Here is a 20,294-nt window from a genome sequence, read left to right on the forward strand (position 1 = left end):
AAGACCCCAGGCGGGAGCGCTGGTGTGCATCACGGGGAGGCGAGACGCGCTCGGCATCAAGCGGTATCGTTCAGTGCACCGATCAATTCCAGCGGAGGAGCGCACATGGCCGCGGTGGACCTCACCAGCCACCCCGGGCACCTGGCCCGGCGGCTGCAGCAGGCGCACTACCTGCTGTGGAACACGATGGTCTCCGAGGAGATCACCTCACCGCAGTTCGCCGTCCTCAACGCGCTCGTCGCCGAGCCGGGCCTCGACCAGCGCACGGTGGGGGAGCGGGTCGGCCTCGATCGCTCCACCGTCGCCGAGGTGATCAGCCGGCTCACCCGCCGGGCCCTTCTCGACAAGGTGCGCGACCCGCAGGACGGGCGCCGTTTCCTGCTGCGGCTCACCGAGGACGGACTGCGCACCCACCGCAGGCTGACCGTGCGCACGGCCCGGATGAACCAGGTCTTCCTGTCCCCGCTGTCGGCCGAGGAGCAGTCCCTGTTCCTCGAACTGATCCAGCGTGTCTCGGACGCCGCCGAGGGACTGCGCAATCCGGCCGAACCCCTGGTCGGCCAGGGCTGACCCAGGCCAGGGCCGACCGAGGCCCCGGCCGCCAGCGCCCGACGGTCGCCCGCCCGGCGCCGGCCGCCTTGACGGCGGACCGGCTCACGGCGCCTTCGCGAACACCACCCACACCTGCCCCTCGGCGAAAGCGACCGGCTCGCCGTCGGCCGTGGAGAACTCCGTGCCGTCCTCGGCCTTCGCCCGCTTCCAGTTCACGTCGTAGGCCCGCCCGCCGCGCAGTACCTCGGCCTTCCCCGAGCCCACCGTCTGGGTGTACGGCGTGTTGTTGCCGAGGAAGTCGTGGAACCCCGAAGCGCGCACCCGCACGTACTGCACGACCACCGTGGCCGGGGCCAGCCGCTGCCCGTCGGTCGCCACGGTCGGCCTGCCGTCCGTCGAGACCAGCCAGCGGCCCCTGCTCGCGGACCAGGTGAAGGTGAAGCCGGCCGCCGGGTAGCGCACGGTCCGCGAGGTCTCGGCCCTCCCTCCCGAAGGTGCGGGGCCGAAGCGGAAGCCCGTGGTCAGCGCGTCCTTGCCCGGCGCGGCGGGCAGCAGACGGCTCGGGCGCAGATACAGATTGTGCGGCGCCGGCCGCTCCCCGCCGCGGACGTAGGCGTCGGACTTCTTCTCGGGCGTCACGGCGTCCAGCGGCGCCCGGTCGATCAGCGGGAGCAGCTTGCCCTGCGCCCCGGAGAACGCCAGCACCGGCCGCTCGAACTGGCGCAGCAGCTCCAGGTCGGACTCGCGGGCGCTGCGCACCGGCCCCACGGCCTTCGGCAGCCTGCTCGCGTACACCGCCATCAGGCGGCTCAGGCCGCCCTCGACCTGCTCGGCGTACACGACGTCCGCCGAGTCGAGGCCCGTCTGCGGACGGGCCTCCGGCGCGTTGTCGATCTTCACGGCGAGCACCGGCCCGACGGCGGCGCCCGTACCGGTGCCGGTCGGGCTGGGGCTGTGCGACGCGCTGCGGCCGTCGTCGGGCGGGGAGGACCCGCCGGACGAGGTGCAGCCCGCGGCCGAGAGCGAGACCGCCAGTGCGGCGGCGGCCGCCGCTACCGCCGTCGCCGCGGTGGGCCGACGCCGGGCGCGCCCTGTGCGCGCCCCGCGTCCCGAACGACTCGTGTCCGTCATGGGCACCCCCGTTCCGTGACTCGATTGTGCGCTCGCCCGTTCGAAAGTGGCCATCTGTGGCCATCGTGGCCGTCAGCGGCCCAGGTCAGCGGCCCAGGTCAGCGGCCCAGGTCAGCGGCCCACGTCAGCGGCTCGGATCGCCGGACCGGGCCGGCGGCCATGCCCGGCGGCGCGGCGGTTCGGGGCGGGGCGCTCGGGTACCCGGGGCGCAGCCACGATCCGGGCCCCCCGGACCTGCCGGGGGACCGCCCGGACGGTGGAAGGAGCGCGGCACGATGAAGGCAGTGACCTGGCAGGGCAAGCGCGACGTGCGGGTGGACACCGTGCCCGATCCGACGATCCAGGAACCGACGGACGCCGTCATCCGCGTCACCTCCAGCGGATTGTGCGGCTCGGACCTGCACCTCTACGAGGTGCTCACCCCGTTCATGACCCCTGGCGACATCCTCGGCCACGAGCCGATGGGCATCGTCGAGGAGGTCGGCGCCGGCGTGCCCGACCTGCGGGCCGGCGACCGGGTGGTGGTGCCGTTCCAGATCGCCTGCGGCAGCTGCTGGATGTGCCTGAACGGGCTGCCCACCCAGTGCGAGACCACCCAGGTCACGAGCGAGGGAATGGGCGCCGCCCTGTTCGGCTACACCCGTCTGTACGGTGCCGTGCCGGGGGCGCAGGCCGAGTACCTGCGGGTGCCCCAGGCCCAGTTCGGCCCCATCAAGGTGCCCGAGGGGCCGCCCGACGACCGGTTCGTCTACCTCTCCGACGTCCTTCCCACCGCTTGGCAGGCGGTCGCCTACGCGGACGTCCCCGAGGGCGGCAGCGTGGCCGTGCTGGGCCTCGGCCCCATCGGCGACATGGCCTGCCGGGTCGCCCAGGTGCGCGGCGCGGGCCGGGTCTTCGGCGTGGACCTCGTGGGCGACCGGCTGCGCAGGGCCCGCGCGCGGGGCGTGGAGGCGTTCGACCTGCGCAACTTCGACAGCGAGAAGGAGCTCGTCGAGGCGATCCGCGACGAGACCGACGGCCGCGGTCCCGACGCCGTGATCGACGCCGTCGGCACCGAGGCGCACGGCAGCGCCGCCGCCCGCATGATCCAGAACGCCTCGGCCCTGCTGCCGCGGGCCATCAGCGGCCCGCTCGCGGAACGGTTCAGCGTCGACCGTCTCGCCGCTCTGCACACCGCCATCGAACTGGTGCGCCGCGGCGGCACCCTCTCGCTGGTCGGCGTCTACGGCGGCATGGCCGACCCGCTGCCGATGCTCACGATGTTCGACAAGCAGATCCAGATCCGCATGGGGCAGGCCAACGTGCGCCGCTGGACCGACGAGATCCTGCCCTACCTCACCGACGAGGACCGCCTCGGCGTCGACGATTTCGCCACGCACCGCGTGCCGCTCTCGGACGCCCCGCACGCGTACGAGATGTTCCAGCGCAAACAGGACGGCGCGGTCAAGGTCCTGATGACCCCCTGAGCCGCCGGACCATCGGGCCGCCGGACCATCGGACCGCCGGACCCCCTGAGCCGCCGGACCATCGGACGGCCGGAGCCCCTGAGCCGCCGGACCGCCGCTCGGTCGCGGCCCCGCCACACCGGGGTCGGACCGCCGCTCCGCCCCCGGCCCGTGAGCCGGCCGCTTCCGCCCGCAGACCGGCCGGCGGGAGTCCGGCCCGCGGCTCGACCCGCGTGCGGCGCGCCGGGTTCAGCCCGCGGGCGGTGCGCCCAGGATCTCCGCCAGGTCGTAGCGGACCGGCTCCTCCAGCTGCGCGTACGTGCAGCTGAGAGGGGTGCGGTCCGGGCGCCAGCGGCGGAAGCGGGCCGTGTGCCGAAAGCGCGCCCCGTTCTCCATGTGGTCGTATGCCACCTCGGCGACGCGCTCGGGCCGCAGCGGCACCCAGGACAGGTCCTTCTTGCCCGACCAGCGGCTCGGCGCGCCCGGCAGCCGTGCCGTCTCATGGGCGGCCTCCTGCGACCAGGCCGCCCACGGGTGTCCGGCCGCGTCCGCCAGACGCAGCGGCTCCAGCTCCTCGACCAGCTCCGCCCGCCGCTTCATCGTGAACGCGGCGGACACGCCGACGTGCTGCAGCACGCCCCGGTCGTCGTACAGGCCCAGCAGCAGCGAGCCCACCACCGGCCCGCTCTTGTGGAGGCGGTACCCGGCGACGACGACGTCGGCGGTGCGCTCGTGCTTCACCTTGAACATGGCGCGCTCGTCCTGGAGGTAGTGCAGGGTGAGCGGTTTGGCGATCACCCCGTCGAGGCCCGCGCCCTCGTACTCCTCGAACCACTGCCGGGCCACCTCCACATCGGTCGTCGCCGGCGCCAGATGCACGGGCGGCGTCACCCCGGCCAGCGCCCGGTTCAGCAGCTCGCGCCGGTCGGTCAGCGGCACGTCCAGCAGGGACGTGTCGGTCAGCGCCAGGATGTCGAAGGCCACGAACGAGGCCGGCGTCCGCTCGGCGAGCGTGCGCACCCGGGAGGCCGCCGGATGGATGCGCTCCGTGAGGGCGTCGAAGTCGAGCCGCCCCTCACGGGCGATCACGATCTCCCCGTCCAGCACGCACCGCACCGGCACCCGCTCCCGCAGCGCCTCCACCAGCTCGGGGAAGTATCTGGTCAGCGGCTTTCCGGTGCGGCTGCCCAGTTCGATCTCGTCCCCGTCGCGGAAGACGATCGCCCGGAAGCCGTCCCACTTCGCCTCGTACTGCATGCCCGGCGGGATGGCCGCCACCGACTTGGCGAGCATCGGCTTCACGGGCGGCATCACCGGCAGATCCATGCTCCGATTCTGCGCGAGGATCGCAGGAATCGCCCGGTATGCGAGGTGATGCGTGCTAATACGTGCTGATGTGAGGTGATGCGAGGTGTCGGCGGTATGTCTACCGTGGCTCGCATGGGCGATGCGGTGGAACTGGAAGTGGCCGGCCGGACGGTACGGCTGTCCAGCCCGGACAAGGTCTTCTTCCCGGAGCGCGGCTTCACCAAGCTGGACCTCGCCCGTTACTACCAGGCGGTCGCCCCGGGCATCCTGCGCGCGCTGCGCGACCGCCCCACCACCCTGGAGCGCTACCCCGACGGAGTGACCGGCGAGTCCTTCTTCCAGAAGCGGGCGCCGAAGAACATGCCCGACTGGATCCCGACCGCGCACATCACCTTCCCCAGCGGACGCAGCGCCGACGAGATGTGCCCGACGGAGGAGGCGGCCGTCCTGTGGGCCGCCCAGTACGGCACCCTCACCTTCCATCCCTGGCCGGTGCGGCGCACCGACGTCGACCGCCCCGACGAACTGCGCATCGACCTCGACCCGCAGCCCGGCACCGACTTCGACGACGCGGTCCGCGCTGCGCACGAACTGCGCGCCGTCCTCGACGAGTTCGGTGGCCTGCGAGGCTGGCCCAAGACCTCCGGCGGCCGCGGCCTGCACGTCTTCGTGCCGATCGAGCCCCGCTGGACCTTCACCCAGGTCCGGCGCGCCGCCATCGCCGTCGGCCGGGAGATGGAGCGCCGGATGCCGCAGCAGGTGACGATCAAGTGGTGGAAGGAGGAGCGTGGCGAGCGCATCTTCCTCGACTACAACCAGACCGCCCGCGACCGCACCATCGCCTCCGCCTACTCCGTGCGCCCCCGCCCGCACGCCCCCGTCTCGGCGCCGCTGCGCTGGGAGGAGGTCGGCGAGGCCCGGCCCCGTGACTTCGACATCGCGACCATGCCGGCCCGGTACGCCGAACTCGGCGACGTGCACGCCGACATGGACGACCACGCCTTCTCCCTCGACGCCCTTCTCGACCTCGCCCGGCGCGACGAACACGAGCACGGTCTGGGCGACCTGCCGTATCCGCCGGAGTACCCGAAGATGCCCGGGGAGCCCAAGCGGGTGCAGCCGAGCCGGGCACGGCACGAGGACGCCCCGGACGGACCCGGGGCGTCCTAGGGGACCCGGGGCGTCCTGAGGAAGCGAGCCCCCTCAGAGCGCGGCGGCGGGAAACCGGTGGGCAACCGGCAGCGCACCGGCGGCCGTCCGTACCCGGCTCGTCCGTACCCGGGCCGTCCGTACCCGGGCCGTCCGTGCCCGGCCGTATGTGCCTGGCTCGTCCGTGCGGGGACGGCGGACTCCTGGTCGCCTGACGGACGGGGCTCCCGCGCCCACGAAGCCGCCCGCCCCCCGAGCGCCTACGGCCGGTCGAGCCCCCGACGCCGCCCGAGCCCCCCGGACGTCGCACCCGTCGCGTGTCCGCCGAGGAGGGCGGTGGCCCCTCGGCGGACGGCGAGAGCGCTCTCATGTGACCCTCACGCGGAGCTATTCTGATCCGCAGCCGGCCAGGAGGAGCCCCGAAGTGAGCGAGACAGCGCCGCGTCCCACGCTGGAGGCCGTGGCAGCCCGGGCCGGAGTCTCCCGGGCGACCGTGTCGCGGGTCGTCAACGGCGGGGACGGCGTCCGGGAACCGCTCGTCGAACGGGTCCGGCAGGCCGTGGACGAGCTCGGATACGTGCCCAACCAGGCCGCGCGCAGCCTCGTCACCAGGCGGCACGACGCGGTCGCCGTCATCATCGCCGAACCCGAGACCCGGGTCTTCGCCGACCCCTTCTTCGCTCTCCAACTGCGCGGCATCAGCAAGGAACTGACGGCTCACGACAACCAGTTGGTGCTGCTGCTCACCGAGGGCCGCGACGACCACGCCCGGGTCGCCCGCTACCTCGCCGGCGGCCATGTCGACGGTGCGCTGGTCTTCTCGCTGCACCTCGACGACCCGCTGCCCGGCCTGATCCAGGGCGCCGGCGTGCCGACCGTGTTCGGCGGCCGTCCCGGCTGGAGCGACGGCACGCCGGACGTCGTCTACGTCGACAGCGACAACCGCGGCGGCGCCCGCGAGGCCGTGCGCCTCCTGGCAGGCCTCGGCCGCACCCGCATCGCCCACATCAGCGGGCCCCTCGACCAGACCTCGGCGGCGGACCGGCTCGACGGATACCGGCAGGTGGTGGGCGACACCGGCCCGCTCCTCGTCGTCGAGAGCGACTTCACCCCCGGCGGCGGCGAGCGAGCCATGCGTGAACTCCTGGACCGCTGCCCCGACGTGGACGCGGTGTTCGCCGCCAACGACCTCACCGCCTCCGGCGTCCTGCGCGTGCTGCGCGAACGCGGGCGGCGCGTGCCCGAGGACGTCGCCGTGGTCGGCTTCGACGACATGCTGCCCGTCGCCGAACAGACCGACCCGCCGCTGACGACGGTCCGTCAGGACATCGAGGAGATGGGCCGGATCATGGCCCGTCTCCTGCTGCGCCGCCTCGACCGGCGCGGCGACGACGGGGAACCGGGCGGCGGGGTCGTGCTGCCCACCACGCTGGTGCGCCGGGCGTCGGCGTAGACCCCGCCCGCCCCGACCGGCCCCAAACCGACCGGCCCCAAACCGACCGGCCCCACGCCGACCGGCAGGGTTCGGGCCCGAGCCGGCTCACTGCTCCCGGGGCGCGCTCTTGATCACGGCGAACCGGGCGCCGTAGGGGTCGGTGAGTCGGGCGATGCGGCCGACGCCCTCGACGTCCGTGGCGGGCATGTGCACGCCGCCGCCCCGTTCCTCGGCTCTGGCGACCACCGCGTCCACGTCGGCGGCCTCGAAGTAGGGCAGCCAGTGCGCCGGCGACCCGGCCCCGGCGGGGTCGTCGGACAGCGGGACGATGCCGCCGAACATCGCGTCCTCGCCGGCGCCGGCCGGATTGACGCACGTGTACGTGCCGCCGGGGAAGGGGACCGCGTAGGTCTCCAGGCCCAGCGTCGCGTGGTAGAAGGCGGCCGCCGCGGCGACGTCCGGCGTGTAGAGCTCGACCCAGCACAGCGAGCCCGGCTCGTTCGCCACGTCGACGCCCTTGGTCCGGCCCGGCTGCCAGAGGCCGAACGGAACGCCCGCCTGGTCGGCGAGGACCGCCATGGTGCCCTCGCCCATCACGTCCATCGGCGCGAGGGGCACTGTGCCGTGCGCCTGCTCGGCGGCCTTGGCGGTGGCCCGGGCGTCCGCGGTCGCGAAGTACACCGTCCATGACGGCGGGCCCTGTTCGGGCGTGGTCTGCATGCCGCCCGCCACGGTCTTCCCGTCCAGCTGGAAGAAGCCGTAGCCGCCGGCGTCGGGTCCCGCCGACCGGAAGGTCCAGCCGAAGAGGGCGCCGTAGAACGCGGTGGCGCCGTCGATGTCGGACGTCCCGACGTCGATCCAGTTCGGAGCGCCGTCGACGAAACGGGTGGTGAGCATGATCGCCCTCCTCGCAGGGGTCTCGTCCTGTGCACTGCCGAGTCTGGCACCGACCACTGACAATCGCTGCCGGAGCGCGACCGCGGGCGGCTGCACGAACACACGAACTGTTCGGCGCGGGCGCGGGCGCGGGCGCCACAGGCTGCGCGCGCCGCCGTGCGTCGCGACGGCCGTCCGGGCCATGATCGGGCGGCGGAGCTTTCCGACAGGGGCGCGTCGGGGCTCCGGGGCTCCGGGCCTCGGCGCGCGAGGCAGCAGGCAGGCGGAAGGACCAGGTCCGGGCCCGCCGGGACGCGCGTATATCCGGCGTTGATCGAACGTTTTGCGCCGCCGGTCACGATTCTCGCCATGTACACCGACACGATTCCCACACCCGACCTCACCTGGCAGCGGGAAGCGCTGTGCGCACAGACGGGGGCGGAGTTCTTCTTCCCCGAGCCCGGCAGCTCGGTGCGGGAGGCCAAGCGCATCTGCGGCATGTGCGAGATGCGCTCCGCCTGTCTGGACTACGCCCTGACCCATGACGAACGCTTCGGCGTCTGGGGCGGTCTCTCCGAGAAGGAGCGTCTGGACATCAGGCGCACGGCGCTCTGACCCGCACGGCGGCGGGCCAGGGGCGGTCGTGCCGCTCCCGCATGCGAACGACCGCGTCGCGGGGGTGCGGTCGAGATCCGGGGGCGCGTTCGGGCGTAGCGCAGCCGCAGCAGCACGGACGCCGGCACGGCGGGCCGCGTCCGGGCGCGGTTCATCGCGCGCTGGACCGTGCTCGGGTCCGTGGGCCGGTGCGGGCGCAGACCGGTGCGGGCCCGCACCGGCCCGGCGGTGTCCTCGCCGGTCAGACCGAGCAGAAGCCGAGGCCCTGCCGGACCGGGTCGCTGTAGTGCACGGCGGCAAGATGCCGTAGACGGCGAACGGCCCGCACCGGGAAATCGGTTCCCTGTGTGAGCCGTCGCGGCGCGGGTCGTGCGGTCAGCCCGCGGCGCGGGCCGCCAGGCGGGCCTTGCGGGCGGCCAGCTTCTCGTCGAACTTCAGCGCCTCGGCGTCCAGCCCGCCCATGTACAGGCCGATCTCCTCCTGCGCCTTCTGGCCCTCCGGGCCGAGGCCGTCGATCTCCATGATCTTCAGGAAGCGCAGCACCGGCTGGATGACGTCGTCGTGGTGGATGCGCAGGTTGTAGACCTCGCCGATGGCCATCTGCGCGGCGAACCGCTCGAAGCCGGGCATGCCGTGGCCGGGCATGCGGAAGTTGACCAGCACGTCGCGCACGGCCTGCATGGTCATGTCGGGGGCGAGATCGAACGCGGCCTTCAGGAGGTTGCGGTAGAAGACCATGTGCAGGTTCTCGTCGGTCGCGATGCGCGCCAGCATGCGGTCGCAGACCGGGTCGCCGGACTGGTGGCCGGTGTTGCGGTGCGAGACGCGGGTGGCCAGCTCCTGGAAGGCGACGTAGGCGACCGAGTGGAGCATCGAGTGCCGGTTGTCGGACTCGAAGCCCTCGCTCATGTGGGACATGCGGAACTGCTCCAGCTTGTCCGGGTCCACCGCGCGCGAGGCGAGCAGGTAGTCACGCATGACGATGCCGTGCCGGCCCTCCTCGGCCGTCCAGCGGTGCACCCAGGTGCCCCAGGCGCCGTCCCGGCCGAAGAGCGAGGCGATCTCGTGGTGGTAGCTGGGCAGGTTGTCCTCGGTGAGGAGGTTCACGACCAGCGCGATCCGGCCGATCTCGGTGACCTTGGACTGCTCCTTGTCCCAGGCCTCGCCGTCCTCGAAGAAGCCGGGGAAGTTGCGGCCGTCGCTCCACGGCACGTACTCGTGCGGCATCCAGTCCTTGGTGACCTTGAGATGCCGGTTGAGTTCCGCCTCGACCACTTCCTCCAGCGCGTACAGCAGCTTGGCGTCGGTCCAGACGGCGGGGCTGCCGAGGTGAGGGGAGGCGATCGTCACGAGAACTCCAGGGGGACGTGAAGCGGAGCGGAACACTCCGGCGAGCGAGGCCGGAACTTACGGAATCGTAGGCTACGTATCCGTAGGTTACGAAGCCGTAGGCTAAGAACTGCGTAAACGTCGCTGATCAGCAGCGTTGCGCCGGGCATTTCGGGCCCGCTTCGTCCACCCCGAACAGCTGCCGGAACCGCAGGTCCCAGGGCCGGCAGGGGGGAGCGGATCACCCGGTCAGGCGTAGAGATCACGCAAACGCACCGAGAGGCACGTCACACATCCCTCCAGCTTCTCGAACTCGCTGATGTCGACCACGACGGGCTCGTGACCGAGATCGGCGAGCAGCTCGGCCGTCTTCGGCGCGCTCGCCGCCATGAGCAGCTTGGGGCCGCCGAGGAGCACCACGTGCGAGCCGGACTCCTCGGGCACCGACAGGAAGCGGGGAAACAGCGACGGGCGGTCCACCTTGGGGATGTGGCCGATCACCGTGCCGTCCGGCAGCGCGGTGACCGCCGACTTCAGGTGCAGCACCTTGCTCACCGGTACGGCCACGACGCGCGCCCCGAGCGGTTCGAAGGCGGCGCGCACCTGCTGGACGCCGGCCGCGTCGGTCCGCCCGCCCCGGCCGACGTAGATCGTGTCGCCCACCTTGAGGACGTCGCCGCCGTCCAGCGTGCCCGGCTCCCAGATCCAGTTCACCGAGCAGCCCAGCCGTGCCACGGCCTCCTCGACCCCGGCGGTCTCGTCGCGCCGGGACTCGGCCCCGGAGCGCGCGATCAGGGCGACGTTCTTGTACATCACCACCGTGTCCTCGACGAACACGGAGTCCGGGCAGTCGTCGGCGGGCTCGACCTCGACGGTCTCCCAGCCGTGCGTGCGCAGCGCCTCGGCGTAGGCCTCCCACTGCTCCCGGGCGAGCTCCACGTCGACCTTCGCCCGCTCGACGTGCGTGACCAGGCCTTCGGCGAGGCGTGGGCTGGGGCGGCGGATGAGGGCCTTCTTGCTGGGCACGTCCGGGTCTCCGAATCGGGTGGCACGACCGGCGCCTCGGGCGCGGCGCCGGTCAGCCATCATGCAGCGCGGGACCACCAGGACAAAACCCCGCGGTAACAATGTGCTTCTCCTGAGATCCCCGCGCGGGGCGCGGCGGCCTACACCGGGCCCGCCACCTCCTCGGCCGTCGTCTCGCGCAGCTCCCCGTCCAGCAGCAGCCAGCGGGTGATGCCGATGGACTCCAGGAACGGCAGGTCGTGACTGGCCACGATCAACGCCCCCTCGTAGGACTCCAGGGCCGTGGTGAGCTGACGCACGCTGGCCATGTCGAGGTTGTTGGTCGGCTCGTCCAGCATCAGCAGCTGCGGCGCGGGCTCGGCCAGCATCAGAGCCGCCAGCGTCGCCCGGAAGCGCTCCCCGCCGGACAGGGTCGCCGCCTTCTGGTCGGCGCGGGCGCCACGGAACAGGAAGCGGGCCAGCCGGGCCCGCACCCGGTTGTTGGTGGCTCCCGGCGCGAACCGGGCCACGTTCTCGGCGACGGTGAGCTCGCCGTCGAGGACGTCGAGACGCTGGGGCAGGAAACGCAGCGGCACGCGCGTGTGCGCCTCGCCCGCCTCCGGCGCCAGTTCTCCGGCGATCGTGCGCAGCAGCGTCGTCTTGCCCGCGCCGTTGCGCCCGACCAGCGCGACCCGCTCGGGACCGCGCAGGTCGAAACCGCCCTCCACGCGCGCGCCGTACGCGAGCCGCAGGTCCATCAGGGTGAGGACCTCGCGCCCCGGCGGCACGGCCGTGTGGGGCAGGTCGACGCGGATCTCGTCGTCGTCGCGCACGGCCTCGGCCGCGTCGTCGAGCCGCTCCTTCGCCTCGGCGAGCTTCTCCTCGTGCATGATGCGGTGCTTGCCCGCGGACTCCTGGGCCGCGCGCTTGCGGGCCCCCATGACGATCTTCGGCTCGCGTTTCTGTTCGTACATCTTCTGTCCGTACCGCCTGCGGCGGGCCAGCTTGACCTGGGCGTCGGCCAGTTCGCGCTTCTGCTTGCGCAGGTCGGCCTCCGCGACGCGCACCATGCGCTCGGCGGCGTCCTGCTCGGTGGCGAGGGCCTCCTCGTACGCCGAGAAGTTGCCGCCGTACCAGCTGACCTCCCCCGAGCGCAGGTCGGCGATCTGGTCGACGAGGTCGAGCAGCTCGCGGTCGTGGCTGACCACGACCAGCACGCCCGGCCAGGCCGAGACGGCCGCGTACAGCCGCCGTCTCGCGTACAGGTCGAGGTTGTTGGTCGGCTCGTCCAGCAGCAGGACGTCCGGCCGGCGCAGCAGCAGGGCGGCCAGCCGCAGCAGGACGGACTCGCCGCCGGACACCTCGCCGATGGTGCGGTCGAGGTCGACGTGGCCGAGCCCGAGCTCGCCGAGGGTGGCCAGGGCACGTTCCTCGACGTCCCAGTCGTCGCCGACGGCCTCGAAGTGCTCCTCGGACACGTCACCGGCCTCGATGGCGTGCAGGGCGGCGCGCTGTGCGGCGATGCCGAGCGCGGCGTCCACCTTCAGGGCGGTGTCCAGGGTGACGTTCTGCGGGAGATGTCCGACCTCGCCCGCGACGCGCACGGTGCCGTCGGCGGGGGCGAGTTCTCCGGCGATCAGCTTCAACAGGGTCGACTTGCCGGAGCCGTTGACGCCGACCAGGCCGGTACGGCCGGGGCCGAAGGCGACGTCGAGCCCCTCGAAGACGGGGGTGCCGTCCGGCCAGGAGAAGGCGAGGGAGGTACAGGTGATGGAATGAGTCAAAGCGGGCCTCGCGGTTGCGTGTGCGGTCAGGGCAACGCGTGTCGAGACACCGGAAAGCGGCGACCACCGCCGGGGCGGGGGAGCGCGGAGACAGCAGAAAGGTCCCGCTCCGCAGGGACGGCTCGCAGGCCGAGGTCGCACGCGGCGCTCACACCCAAGAGGTGCGGCGCGGTGTCTCAGGACCTCAGACGAGCAACGTCCTTCTCCGATCGGCGGCAACAGAACCGTTTACACCGTAAGAGGGCTCGCGAGAGCTGTCAAAGGATTAAAAAAGGGGGGTCAGCAGGCGTCCCGCATCAGCTCCGCCAGGTCGTGGTCGAGGTCGAGCTGGCGGTACTCGGTGCCGGCGGGCACCAGTTCGCCCGCCGCCTGAAGGAAGCGCCGGATGTCGGCCGAGTGCACGTGCACGACGGCGGTGCCCTCGGGCGCGTGGAACTCCAGCACCGTGCGGTCGTACCCGTAGGGGCGCACCCGGACGTCGCCGTGGCCCTCGGCGTCGTGCAGGCCGGCCGAGAGGAGTTCGCGGGCGAAGGTCCAGCAGACCTCGACGCCCTCCAGGGTGGCCGGTGCGGGGAACGTCATCCGGACGGCGAAGGGATCCTGGCGGTCGTAGTGCAAGGTGGCGGGGATGGTCTGCATGCGTGGCGCGGCGGCGACCAGGCGGGCCTCGACGGGCTGCTCGATGACGGTGGACAACGCCTTGCTCCCTCGTGACGGCGGGACGAACTTCCGGGCGGTGCGTCCGGACACTGGAAGAGACGCCGGAACCGGCCGATCCGTGCACACGCATTCCTAGTGACCTCGGTCACCGCCTTCATGCACGGGAGTGACACAGCACTCCTCCCGTGCCCTGCGGGGCGGCTGAGGCGATCACGGCATCTGGACGACGGTGAAAGCCGTGGGCTAGCTTCGCCCGCCATGAGGCGCTTGGGGAAGACGCGACGCACGATTCGGACGGCACGGACGAGCGCGCGGGCGGCGGCCGCGGCCTGTGGGGCGGTGCTCGCGGTCCTGACCGCGCCGCCGGCCCAGGCGCACACCCTGGCCCCCACGCCGCCGCACTGGGTCCTCAAGGACACCGGTGCCGCCGCCGTGCGCTTTCGCGGACTCGCGGCCGTGGACCGCGACACCGCGTGGGCGGCCGGCACCCGGGGCACGGTGCTGCGCACCGTCGACGGCGGCCGGAGCTGGCGCGACGTCTCGCCGCCCGGCGCGGGCGACCTGCAGTTCCGCGACGTCGAGGCGTCCGACGCGCGCCACGCGGTGGTGCTGGCCATCGGCGAGGGCGAGGCCTCGCGCATCTACCGCACCGAGGACGGCGGGACGACCTGGACGGAGTCCTTCCGCAACACCGACGCCCGCGCGTTCTACGACTGCATGACCTTTTTCGACCGCCGCCACGGTCTCGCCGTCAGCGACCCGGTGGACGGGCGGTTCCGCATCCTGTCGACGAGCGACGGCGGCAGTTCCTGGAAGGTGCTGCCCGACCGCGGGATGCCGGCCGCCCAGGACGGCGAGGCGGGTTTCGCGGCGAGCGGCCAGTGTCTGACCGCCTCCGGGCCGAAGGACGTCTGGCTGGCGACCGGCGGCGCCGCCCGCGCGCGGGTGCTGCACTCCTCCGACCGCGGACTGACCTGGAAGGCCGCCGACGCGCCGATCCCGGCGGGAGACCCCGCGCGCGGGGTCTTCGCCGTCGCCTTCCGCGACCGTGCCCACGGCCTCGCCGTCGGCGGCGACTACCGTCCCGACCAGCCGTCCCCGCAGGCCGCGGCCACGACCGGGGACGGCGGCCGCGGGTGGCGGCCCGCCGTGTCGCCCCCGCCGGCCTACCGCTCCGGCGTCGCCTGGATCCCGCGCAGCCGCTCCGCCGCCCTCGCGGTCGGCCCCACCGGCACCGACCTGACCACCGACGCGGGCCGCACCTGGCGCACCGTCGACACCGGCTCGTACGACACCGTGGACTGCGCCTCCGACCGCGGCTGCTGGGCGGCGGGCGAACAGGGACGCGTGGCACGTCTGGAGAGGTGAGCCGTTTCCCGGGTACCCGGAGGGCGCGAACGCGAAAGGAGTGAGCGTCCATGCCACGCGGTTCCAGCCCCAAGCGGGAGCGCCAGTACGAGCACATCAAGGAGAGCGCGCAGGACCGGGGCGAGAGCGCCGGCCGCGCCGAGGAGATCGCCGCCCGGACGGTCAACAAGGAGCGCGCCCGCTCCGGCGAGTCGAAGACCGCCTCGCGCACCTCCACGCAGGACATGTCGTCCGGCAGGCGCGGCGGCCAGCGGTCCGGCAAGGGCTCCCAGGGGCCCACGTACGACCAGCTGTACGAGGAGGCCAAGCGACGAGGGGTCAAGGGCCGCTCGGACATGAACAAGGGCCAGCTGCAGCGGGCGCTCGACAGCAAGAGCTGACACCCGCCTGGGGGACGGGGCCGGGCGCCCCGCACCGGGAAGGCGATCGCGAGCCCGTCCGCGGGAGCCGTACGCTCGTCACCACCATGACGACCGTAAGCATTCCCGCGGGCTGGCCCGCGACCGAGGAGGAGGCCCGCGCCGTCCAGGACGAGTTGCGGGCCCGAGTGGTGCTCGACCAGCCGGGACCGCCCCCGGGGACGGGACACGTGACGGGGGTCGACGTCGCCTACGACGACGAGCGGGACGTCGTCGCGGCGGCCGCCGTCGTCCTGGACGCCGCGAGCCTCGACGTCGTCGCGGAGGCGACCGCCGTCGGAAGGATCTCCTTCCCGTACGTTCCCGGACTGCTCGCGTTCCGCGAGATCCCCACCGTGCTCGCCGCGCTGGAGGCCCTGCCCTGCCCGCCCGGCCTGGTCGTCTGCGACGGGTACGGGCTCGCCCACCCGCGCCGCTTCGGGCTCGCGAGCCACCTCGGGGTCCTCACCGGACTGCCCACCATCGGCGTCGCCAAGAACCCCTTCGTCTTCACCTACGACGATCCGGGCATGCCGCGCGGATCGGCGTCCCCGCTGCTGGCCGGCGAGGAAGAGGTGGGGCGCGCGCTGCGCACCCGGGAGGGCGTGAAGCCGGTCTTCGTGTCCGTGGGCCACCGCGTCGACCTGGACGCCGCCTGCGCCCACACGCTCGCCCTCACCCCGCGGTTCCGCCTTCCGGAGACGACCCGCAGGGCGGACTCACTGTGCCGCGAGGCGCTTCAGGAGGCGACGATCCGCCAGCGGCCCACCTCGGCGTAGGCGGAGTCGTACACGGCCGAGCCGTCCCCGGCCTCCAGGGCGTAGTGCTTCAGGTTGCCGCCCCAGTACCGGAGGATGCGCCCCAGCTCGCCCACCGGGTCCTGGGCCAACGCGCCCTCGTCGACGGTGACTTCGAGAACGAACTTCATACTGCTCCCCTTCTCGTCCGATCGCTGCGGTCTGCTCCTTCAATCGTTTCATTGAACTGCTTGTTGGCACTTCGGAGCACGGTCGCCGGGCAGCGGAGGGAAGAAGTCTCAAACGGGGGCGAGGGGACGCGGGCGCGGTCCGTTCGTTGCGTCCGTCCGCCGTCCGCCGTCCGCCGTCCGCCGTCCGCCGTCCGCCGTCCGCCGTCCGCCGTCCGCCGTCCGCCGTGTGCAGGCGCGGTGCGAGTGCCGCCTGTGCGTACGGCGACGGCGTCTGAGTACGGCGTCTGAGTACGCGTACGGATGTCCGCAAGCCTGTGCGATCGGCAGGCTGGGCCCATGACCACCCACCGTGCTCCGAAGCCCCTCGCCGACCCGGACCGCCCCGTCGAGCGTGCCGTGAACGCCGCGCTGGTCCTCGCCGTCCTGGCCGGGCTCGGCTGGATCGCCGGCATGATCTACACGCTCGTGCAGTGGCAGGTCTGAGGCCGGCGCACAGCGGGCGACGAGGGGAGCGCGGGCGGCTCAGCGGCGCGCCGCGACGCGGAACCGGATGCCCGCCCGGGTCAGCCGTTCGGTCAGCGCGTCCCCCATCGCCACCGCGGTGGTGACCTGCCCCGCCGTCGGCGGGAGGGCGTCGCAGACGAGGGCCAGCGCGGCCTCGGCGAACATCTTCGCCGTCTCGTCGTAGCCGGGGTCGCCGCCCGCCACCTCGGTGTACACCCGGCGGCCGCCGCCCTCGCCGACGAACCGGACCGAGAACCAGCTGCGCGCCCGCTTATGCGCGCTCGGCCCCTCGCCCGGCTTGAGCCGGCCGGACAGCCAGCGCCGGGCCGGCGGCACCTGGGCCGCCGCGGCCAGCGCGCCGACCGCCGCCACGCCGCCCACGGCGACCGGCAGCCGTCGTACCGCCGCGTAGTGCCGGTAGCGGAAGTCGGGTCCGTAGCGCTGCAGCGCCCGCGCCGACCGGAGCACGATCTGCGCGTCGACGGTCGGCAGCGGCAGGGCCCAGGCGCCCACCTCCGGGGCGAACCGGGGCGCGCCCACCGGCGCGGTGGCGCGCCGGCCCATCAGCCGCGGTTCGTGCCGTCCCCGCTCCCGCGCGGCGGCCGCCATCTGCCGGCCGCGCGCGAACTGGCCGAGCGCGGAGGCGAAGGTGCCGCCCGAGAAGGAGGCGTCGGCGGTCACGAAGCCGTCCACGGTCAGCGGCACGCCCTCGGGAAGCTGCCGGACGGTGAAGTACGCGCCCAGGTCGTGCGGGACCGAGTCGAAGCCGCACGCGTGGAGCAGCCGGGACCCCGTCTCCCGCGCGCGTGCGTCGTGCCGCACGTACATCAGGTCCACGAACTCCGGCTCGCCGGTGAGGTCGAGGTAGTCGGCGCCGGTGTCCGCGCAGGCGGCCACGAGCTCCTCGCCGTAGCGCACATACGGGCCCACCGTCGTGGCCACCACGCGCGCGTGTTCCGCGAGGGCGCGCAGCGACGCCGGGTCCGAGACGTCGGCCGACAGCACCCCGACGTCCACGCCGAGCCGTTCGCGCAGCCGTCGCAGTCTCGTCCCGTCGCGTCCGGCGATCGCCCAGCGGACGTCGGCGGGCGCGTGCGCGGCGAGGTACTCCGCGGTGAGCGTCCCGACGAAGCCGGTGGCCCCGAAGAGCACGATGTCGTACGGACGGTCCGACCTTTTCAGCCTGCTCATGACACCCCTTTGCCGTGCAGCCCGCGCCGCTGTCGGTGGCTGAGGCTAGCGTGAGGAGTGCGGAGCCCGACGGCAGGTGTCCCTAAAGTGTCTAAGCGCTTGCTCGTTCAGCTCTTGTGTCCGCTCCACCACGTTCATAGCATCACTGGTGTTACATCGGTTGTGTCACAGCAAGGGGGCTGGATGACGACGGGACGGACGGCCGGGCAGGGCCCGCTGGCAGGCGTGCGGGTGGTGGAGCTCGCCGGGATCGGCCCCGGGCCCTTCGCCGGCATGCTGCTGGCCGACCTCGGGGCCGACGTCGTCCGCGTGGACCGCCCCGGCGGATCCTCCCTCGCCGTCGACCCCTCCTGCGACGTCACCAACCGCAACAAACGCTCGGTGATCGTCGACCTGAAGGCGCCGGACGGACCCGCGCGCGTCCTGGACCTCGCCTCCCGCGCCGACGTCCTCATCGAGGGCAACCGGCCGGGCGTGGCCGAGCGTCTCGGCGTCGGCCCCGCGGACTGCCATGCCCGCAACCCCCGGCTGGTCTACGGCCGGATGACCGGCTGGGGCCAGCAGGGACCCCTCGCCCATCGCGCGGGCCACGACGTGGCCTACATCGCCCTCACCGGCGCCCTCGGCATGATCGGCGCCCCCGACCGGCCGCCGCCGGCCCCCGCCAACCTGCTCGGCGACTACGCGGGCGGCTCCCTGTACCTCGTGGTCGGCGTCCTCGCGGCGCTGCACCACGCGCGCGAGAGCGGCGTCGGCCAGGTCGTCGACGCGGCCATCGTCGACGGTGTCGCCCACCTCTCCGCGATGATCCACGGCATGCTCGCGGCCGGCGGCTGGCAGGACCGGCGCGGCGCCAACCTCCTCGACGGGGGCTGCCCGTACTACGGGACGTACGAGACCGCCGACGGCGGCCACATGGCGGTCGGCGCGCTGGAGCCGCAGTTCTACGACGAGTTCGTGGACCTGCTGGGCCTCGGCGACTTCCGCGACGCCCGCCGGGACTGGGCGCGCTGGGGAGAGCTGCGGGAGGCCGTCGCCGCCCGCTTCAAGGCCCGCACGCGCACCGAGTGGACGGCCGTCTTCGACGGCTCCGACGCCTGCGTCGCGCCCGTGCTGTCGCTGTGCGAGGCCCCGCACCACCCGCACCTCGCAGCCCGGGGCACCTTCACCGACCACGGCGGCATCACCCAGCCGGCCCCCGCGCCCCGGTTCTCCGCGACGCCCACGGCCGTCCGCACCGGGCCGGCCCTGCCCGGCGCCCATCGCCGCGAGGTGGCCCGTGACTGGGACATACCCGAGCTCGCGACGGACCCCGAGCAGCCCTCCCCGAGCACTTCGTCCCGGGGCGCCTGACCCCGCCCGGCCCGGCCCACCCTCCCGAAAGGCTTACCAGTGAGCACCGAAGCGTACGTGTACGACGCGATCCGCACCCCGCGCGGACGCGGCAAGGCGAACGGCGCCCTGCACGGCACGAAGCCCATCGACCTCGTCGTCGGCCTCATCCACGAGCTCCGCGACCGCTTCCCCGGCCTCGACCCGGCCGCCGTCGACGACATCGTGCTCGGCGTGGTCGGCCCGGTCGGCGACCAGGGCTCCGACATCGCGCGCATCGCCGCCCTCGCGGCCGGTCTGCCGGACACCGTGGCGGGCGTACAGGAGAACCGCTTCTGCGCCTCGGGTCTCGAGGCGGTCAACCTGGCCGCCATGAAGGTCCGTTCCGGCTGGGAGGACCTGGTCCTCGCGGGCGGCGTCGAGTCGATGTCCCGGGTGCCGATGGCCTCGGACGGCGGCGCCTGGTTCAACGACCCGATGACCAACCTGGCCGTGAACTTCGTGCCCCAGGGCATCGGCGCCGACCTCATCGCGACCATCGAGGGCTTCTCCCGGCGGGACGTCGACGAGTACGCCGCCCTCTCGCAGGAGCGGGCGGCGACGGCCTGGAAGGAAGGGCGCTTCGACCGCTCGGTCGTCCCGGTGAGGGACCGCGCGGGCCTGGTCGTCCTCGACCACGACGAGCACCCGCGCCCCGGCACCACCGCCGACTCGCTCGGCAGGCTCAAGCCCTCCTTCGCCGACATCGGCGAGCTGGGCGGCTTCGACGCGGTCGCCCTGCAGAAGTACCACTGGGTGGAGAAGATCGACCACGTCCACCACGCGGGCAACTCCTCCGGCATCGTCGACGGCGCCTCCCTGGTCGCGATCGGCACCAAGGAGGTCGGCGAGCGCCACGGACTCACCCCCCGCGCGCGGATCGTCTCCGCGGCCGTCTCCGGCTCCGAGCCGACGATCATGCTCACCGGTCCCGCGCCCGCCACCCGCAAGGCCCTGGCGAAGGCCGGCCTGACCATCGACGACATCGACCTGGTCGAGATCAACGAGGCCTTCGCGGCCGTCGTCCTGCGCTTCGTCAGGGACATGGGCCTGTCCCTGGACAAGGTGAACGTCAACGGCGGCGCGATCGCGCTGGGCCATCCCCTCGGCGCCACCGGAGCGATGATCCTCGGCACGCTCGTCGACGAGCTGGAACGCCAGGACAAGCGCTACGGCCTGGCCACGCTGTGCGTCGGCGGCGGCATGGGCATCGCCACGATCGTCGAGCGCGTCTGACCACCCCAG

At 73.2% G+C, this 20,294-nt stretch carries 20 protein-coding genes; 11 read left to right on the forward strand and 9 right to left on the reverse strand.

Features of this window, described 5'->3' with window-relative positions; translation table 11 throughout:
* Window positions 1–105: 105 nt before the first annotated feature.
* Window positions 106–570: a MarR family winged helix-turn-helix transcriptional regulator gene (locus Sri02f_RS28530; protein ID WP_109004198.1), complete on the forward strand. Its 465-nt coding sequence runs from the start codon at window positions 106–108 to the stop codon at window positions 568–570.
* Window positions 571–654: 84 nt separating this feature from the next.
* Here Sri02f_RS28530 and Sri02f_RS28535 read toward each other — a convergent pair whose 3' ends face one another.
* The gene (locus Sri02f_RS28535; protein WP_109004199.1) at window positions 655–1,683 is read right to left on the reverse strand and encodes a DUF3048 domain-containing protein; all 1,029 of its coding nucleotides are present in this window, start codon (window positions 1,681–1,683) and stop codon (window positions 655–657) included.
* Between the two features lie 275 nt (window positions 1,684–1,958).
* Here Sri02f_RS28535 and Sri02f_RS28540 point away from each other — a divergent pair, with 275 nt between their 5' ends.
* The gene (locus Sri02f_RS28540; protein WP_109004200.1) at window positions 1,959–3,149 is read left to right on the forward strand and encodes a zinc-dependent alcohol dehydrogenase; all 1,191 of its coding nucleotides are present in this window, start codon (window positions 1,959–1,961) and stop codon (window positions 3,147–3,149) included.
* A gap of 228 nt (window positions 3,150–3,377) precedes the next feature.
* On the opposite strand, the gene Sri02f_RS28545 is transcribed toward Sri02f_RS28540, so the two are convergent.
* The gene (locus Sri02f_RS28545) at window positions 3,378–4,454 is read right to left on the reverse strand and encodes an ATP-dependent DNA ligase (RefSeq protein WP_109004201.1); all 1,077 of its coding nucleotides are present in this window, start codon (window positions 4,452–4,454) and stop codon (window positions 3,378–3,380) included.
* A gap of 114 nt (window positions 4,455–4,568) precedes the next feature.
* Here Sri02f_RS28545 and ligD point away from each other — a divergent pair, with 114 nt between their 5' ends.
* A complete protein-coding gene (gene ligD, locus Sri02f_RS28550) occupies window positions 4,569–5,606 on the forward strand; it encodes a non-homologous end-joining DNA ligase (protein WP_109004202.1) in 1,038 nt (345 codons plus the stop codon).
* 403 nt (window positions 5,607–6,009) lie between these two features.
* On the forward strand, window positions 6,010–7,038 hold the full coding sequence (locus Sri02f_RS28555; protein WP_109004203.1) for a LacI family DNA-binding transcriptional regulator: 1,029 nt from the start codon (window positions 6,010–6,012) through the stop codon (window positions 7,036–7,038).
* 87 nt (window positions 7,039–7,125) lie between these two features.
* Here Sri02f_RS28555 and Sri02f_RS28560 read toward each other — a convergent pair whose 3' ends face one another.
* Window positions 7,126–7,917, reverse strand: a complete 792-nt coding sequence (locus Sri02f_RS28560) for a VOC family protein (protein ID WP_109004204.1) — start codon at window positions 7,915–7,917, stop codon at window positions 7,126–7,128.
* Window positions 7,918–8,265: 348 nt separating this feature from the next.
* Between Sri02f_RS28560 and Sri02f_RS28565 the strand changes: the two genes are divergently transcribed.
* Entirely contained in the window at window positions 8,266–8,511 is a 246-nt protein-coding gene (locus Sri02f_RS28565) for a WhiB family transcriptional regulator (RefSeq protein ID WP_167467636.1), read from the forward strand.
* 375 nt (window positions 8,512–8,886) lie between these two features.
* On the opposite strand, the gene Sri02f_RS28570 is transcribed toward Sri02f_RS28565, so the two are convergent.
* The 4 genes from Sri02f_RS28570 to ssgD form a co-directional block, all read right to left on the reverse strand.
* Entirely contained in the window at window positions 8,887–9,861 is a 975-nt protein-coding gene (locus tag Sri02f_RS28570) for an acyl-ACP desaturase (RefSeq protein ID WP_109004206.1), read from the reverse strand.
* 228 nt (window positions 9,862–10,089) lie between these two features.
* Window positions 10,090–10,866: a dimethylargininase gene (gene ddaH, locus Sri02f_RS28575; protein WP_109004364.1), complete on the reverse strand. Its 777-nt coding sequence runs from the start codon at window positions 10,864–10,866 to the stop codon at window positions 10,090–10,092.
* 140 nt (window positions 10,867–11,006) lie between these two features.
* A complete protein-coding gene (locus tag Sri02f_RS28580) occupies window positions 11,007–12,629 on the reverse strand; it encodes an ABC-F family ATP-binding cassette domain-containing protein (protein WP_109004207.1) in 1,623 nt (540 codons plus the stop codon).
* Between the two features lie 279 nt (window positions 12,630–12,908).
* Entirely contained in the window at window positions 12,909–13,325 is a 417-nt protein-coding gene (ssgD, locus tag Sri02f_RS28585; RefSeq protein ID WP_109004208.1) for a spore wall synthesis regulator SsgD, read from the reverse strand.
* A gap of 222 nt (window positions 13,326–13,547) precedes the next feature.
* On the opposite strand from ssgD, the gene Sri02f_RS28590 reads away from it, so the two are divergent.
* The 3 genes from Sri02f_RS28590 (at window position 13,548) to Sri02f_RS28600 (ending at window position 15,834) form a co-directional block, all read left to right on the forward strand.
* On the forward strand, window positions 13,548–14,657 hold the full coding sequence (locus Sri02f_RS28590) for a WD40/YVTN/BNR-like repeat-containing protein (RefSeq protein WP_109004209.1): 1,110 nt from the start codon (window positions 13,548–13,550) through the stop codon (window positions 14,655–14,657).
* Window positions 14,658–14,707: 50 nt separating this feature from the next.
* Complete coding sequence (locus Sri02f_RS28595) at window positions 14,708–15,037, forward strand: plasmid stabilization protein (protein ID WP_109004210.1); 330 nt, start codon at window positions 14,708–14,710, stop codon at window positions 15,035–15,037.
* Window positions 15,038–15,123: 86 nt separating this feature from the next.
* Window positions 15,124–15,834: an endonuclease V gene (locus tag Sri02f_RS28600; RefSeq protein ID WP_109004211.1), complete on the forward strand. Its 711-nt coding sequence runs from the start codon at window positions 15,124–15,126 to the stop codon at window positions 15,832–15,834.
* On the opposite strand, the gene Sri02f_RS28605 is transcribed toward Sri02f_RS28600, so the two are convergent.
* A complete protein-coding gene (locus Sri02f_RS28605; RefSeq protein WP_069772555.1) occupies window positions 15,795–15,983 on the reverse strand; it encodes a hypothetical protein in 189 nt (62 codons plus the stop codon). The genes Sri02f_RS28600 and Sri02f_RS28605 overlap by 40 nt on opposite strands.
* Window positions 15,984–16,319: 336 nt before the next feature.
* Between Sri02f_RS28605 and mmpA the strand changes: the two genes are divergently transcribed.
* The gene (gene mmpA, locus Sri02f_RS41850; protein WP_167467637.1) at window positions 16,320–16,466 is read left to right on the forward strand and encodes a morphogenic membrane protein MmpA; all 147 of its coding nucleotides are present in this window, start codon (window positions 16,320–16,322) and stop codon (window positions 16,464–16,466) included.
* A gap of 39 nt (window positions 16,467–16,505) precedes the next feature.
* On the opposite strand, the gene Sri02f_RS28610 is transcribed toward mmpA, so the two are convergent.
* On the reverse strand, window positions 16,506–17,678 hold the full coding sequence (locus Sri02f_RS28610; RefSeq protein WP_109004212.1) for a saccharopine dehydrogenase family protein: 1,173 nt from the start codon (window positions 17,676–17,678) through the stop codon (window positions 16,506–16,508).
* Between the two features lie 183 nt (window positions 17,679–17,861).
* On the opposite strand from Sri02f_RS28610, the gene Sri02f_RS28615 reads away from it, so the two are divergent.
* Window positions 17,862–19,031 carry a CaiB/BaiF CoA transferase family protein gene (locus Sri02f_RS28615; RefSeq protein WP_167467638.1) on the forward strand — a complete coding sequence of 390 codons (1,170 nt, stop codon included), beginning with the start codon at window positions 17,862–17,864 and terminating at the stop codon, window positions 19,029–19,031.
* Window positions 19,032–19,070: 39 nt separating this feature from the next.
* Window positions 19,071–20,285: an acetyl-CoA C-acetyltransferase gene (locus tag Sri02f_RS28620; protein ID WP_109004213.1), complete on the forward strand. Its 1,215-nt coding sequence runs from the start codon at window positions 19,071–19,073 to the stop codon at window positions 20,283–20,285.
* The last annotated feature ends 9 nt before the right edge of the window (window positions 20,286–20,294 follow it).

The organism is Streptomyces rishiriensis, from assembly GCF_003112535.1.
GTDB lineage: Bacteria > Actinomycetota > Actinomycetes > Streptomycetales > Streptomycetaceae > Streptomyces > Streptomyces rishiriensis.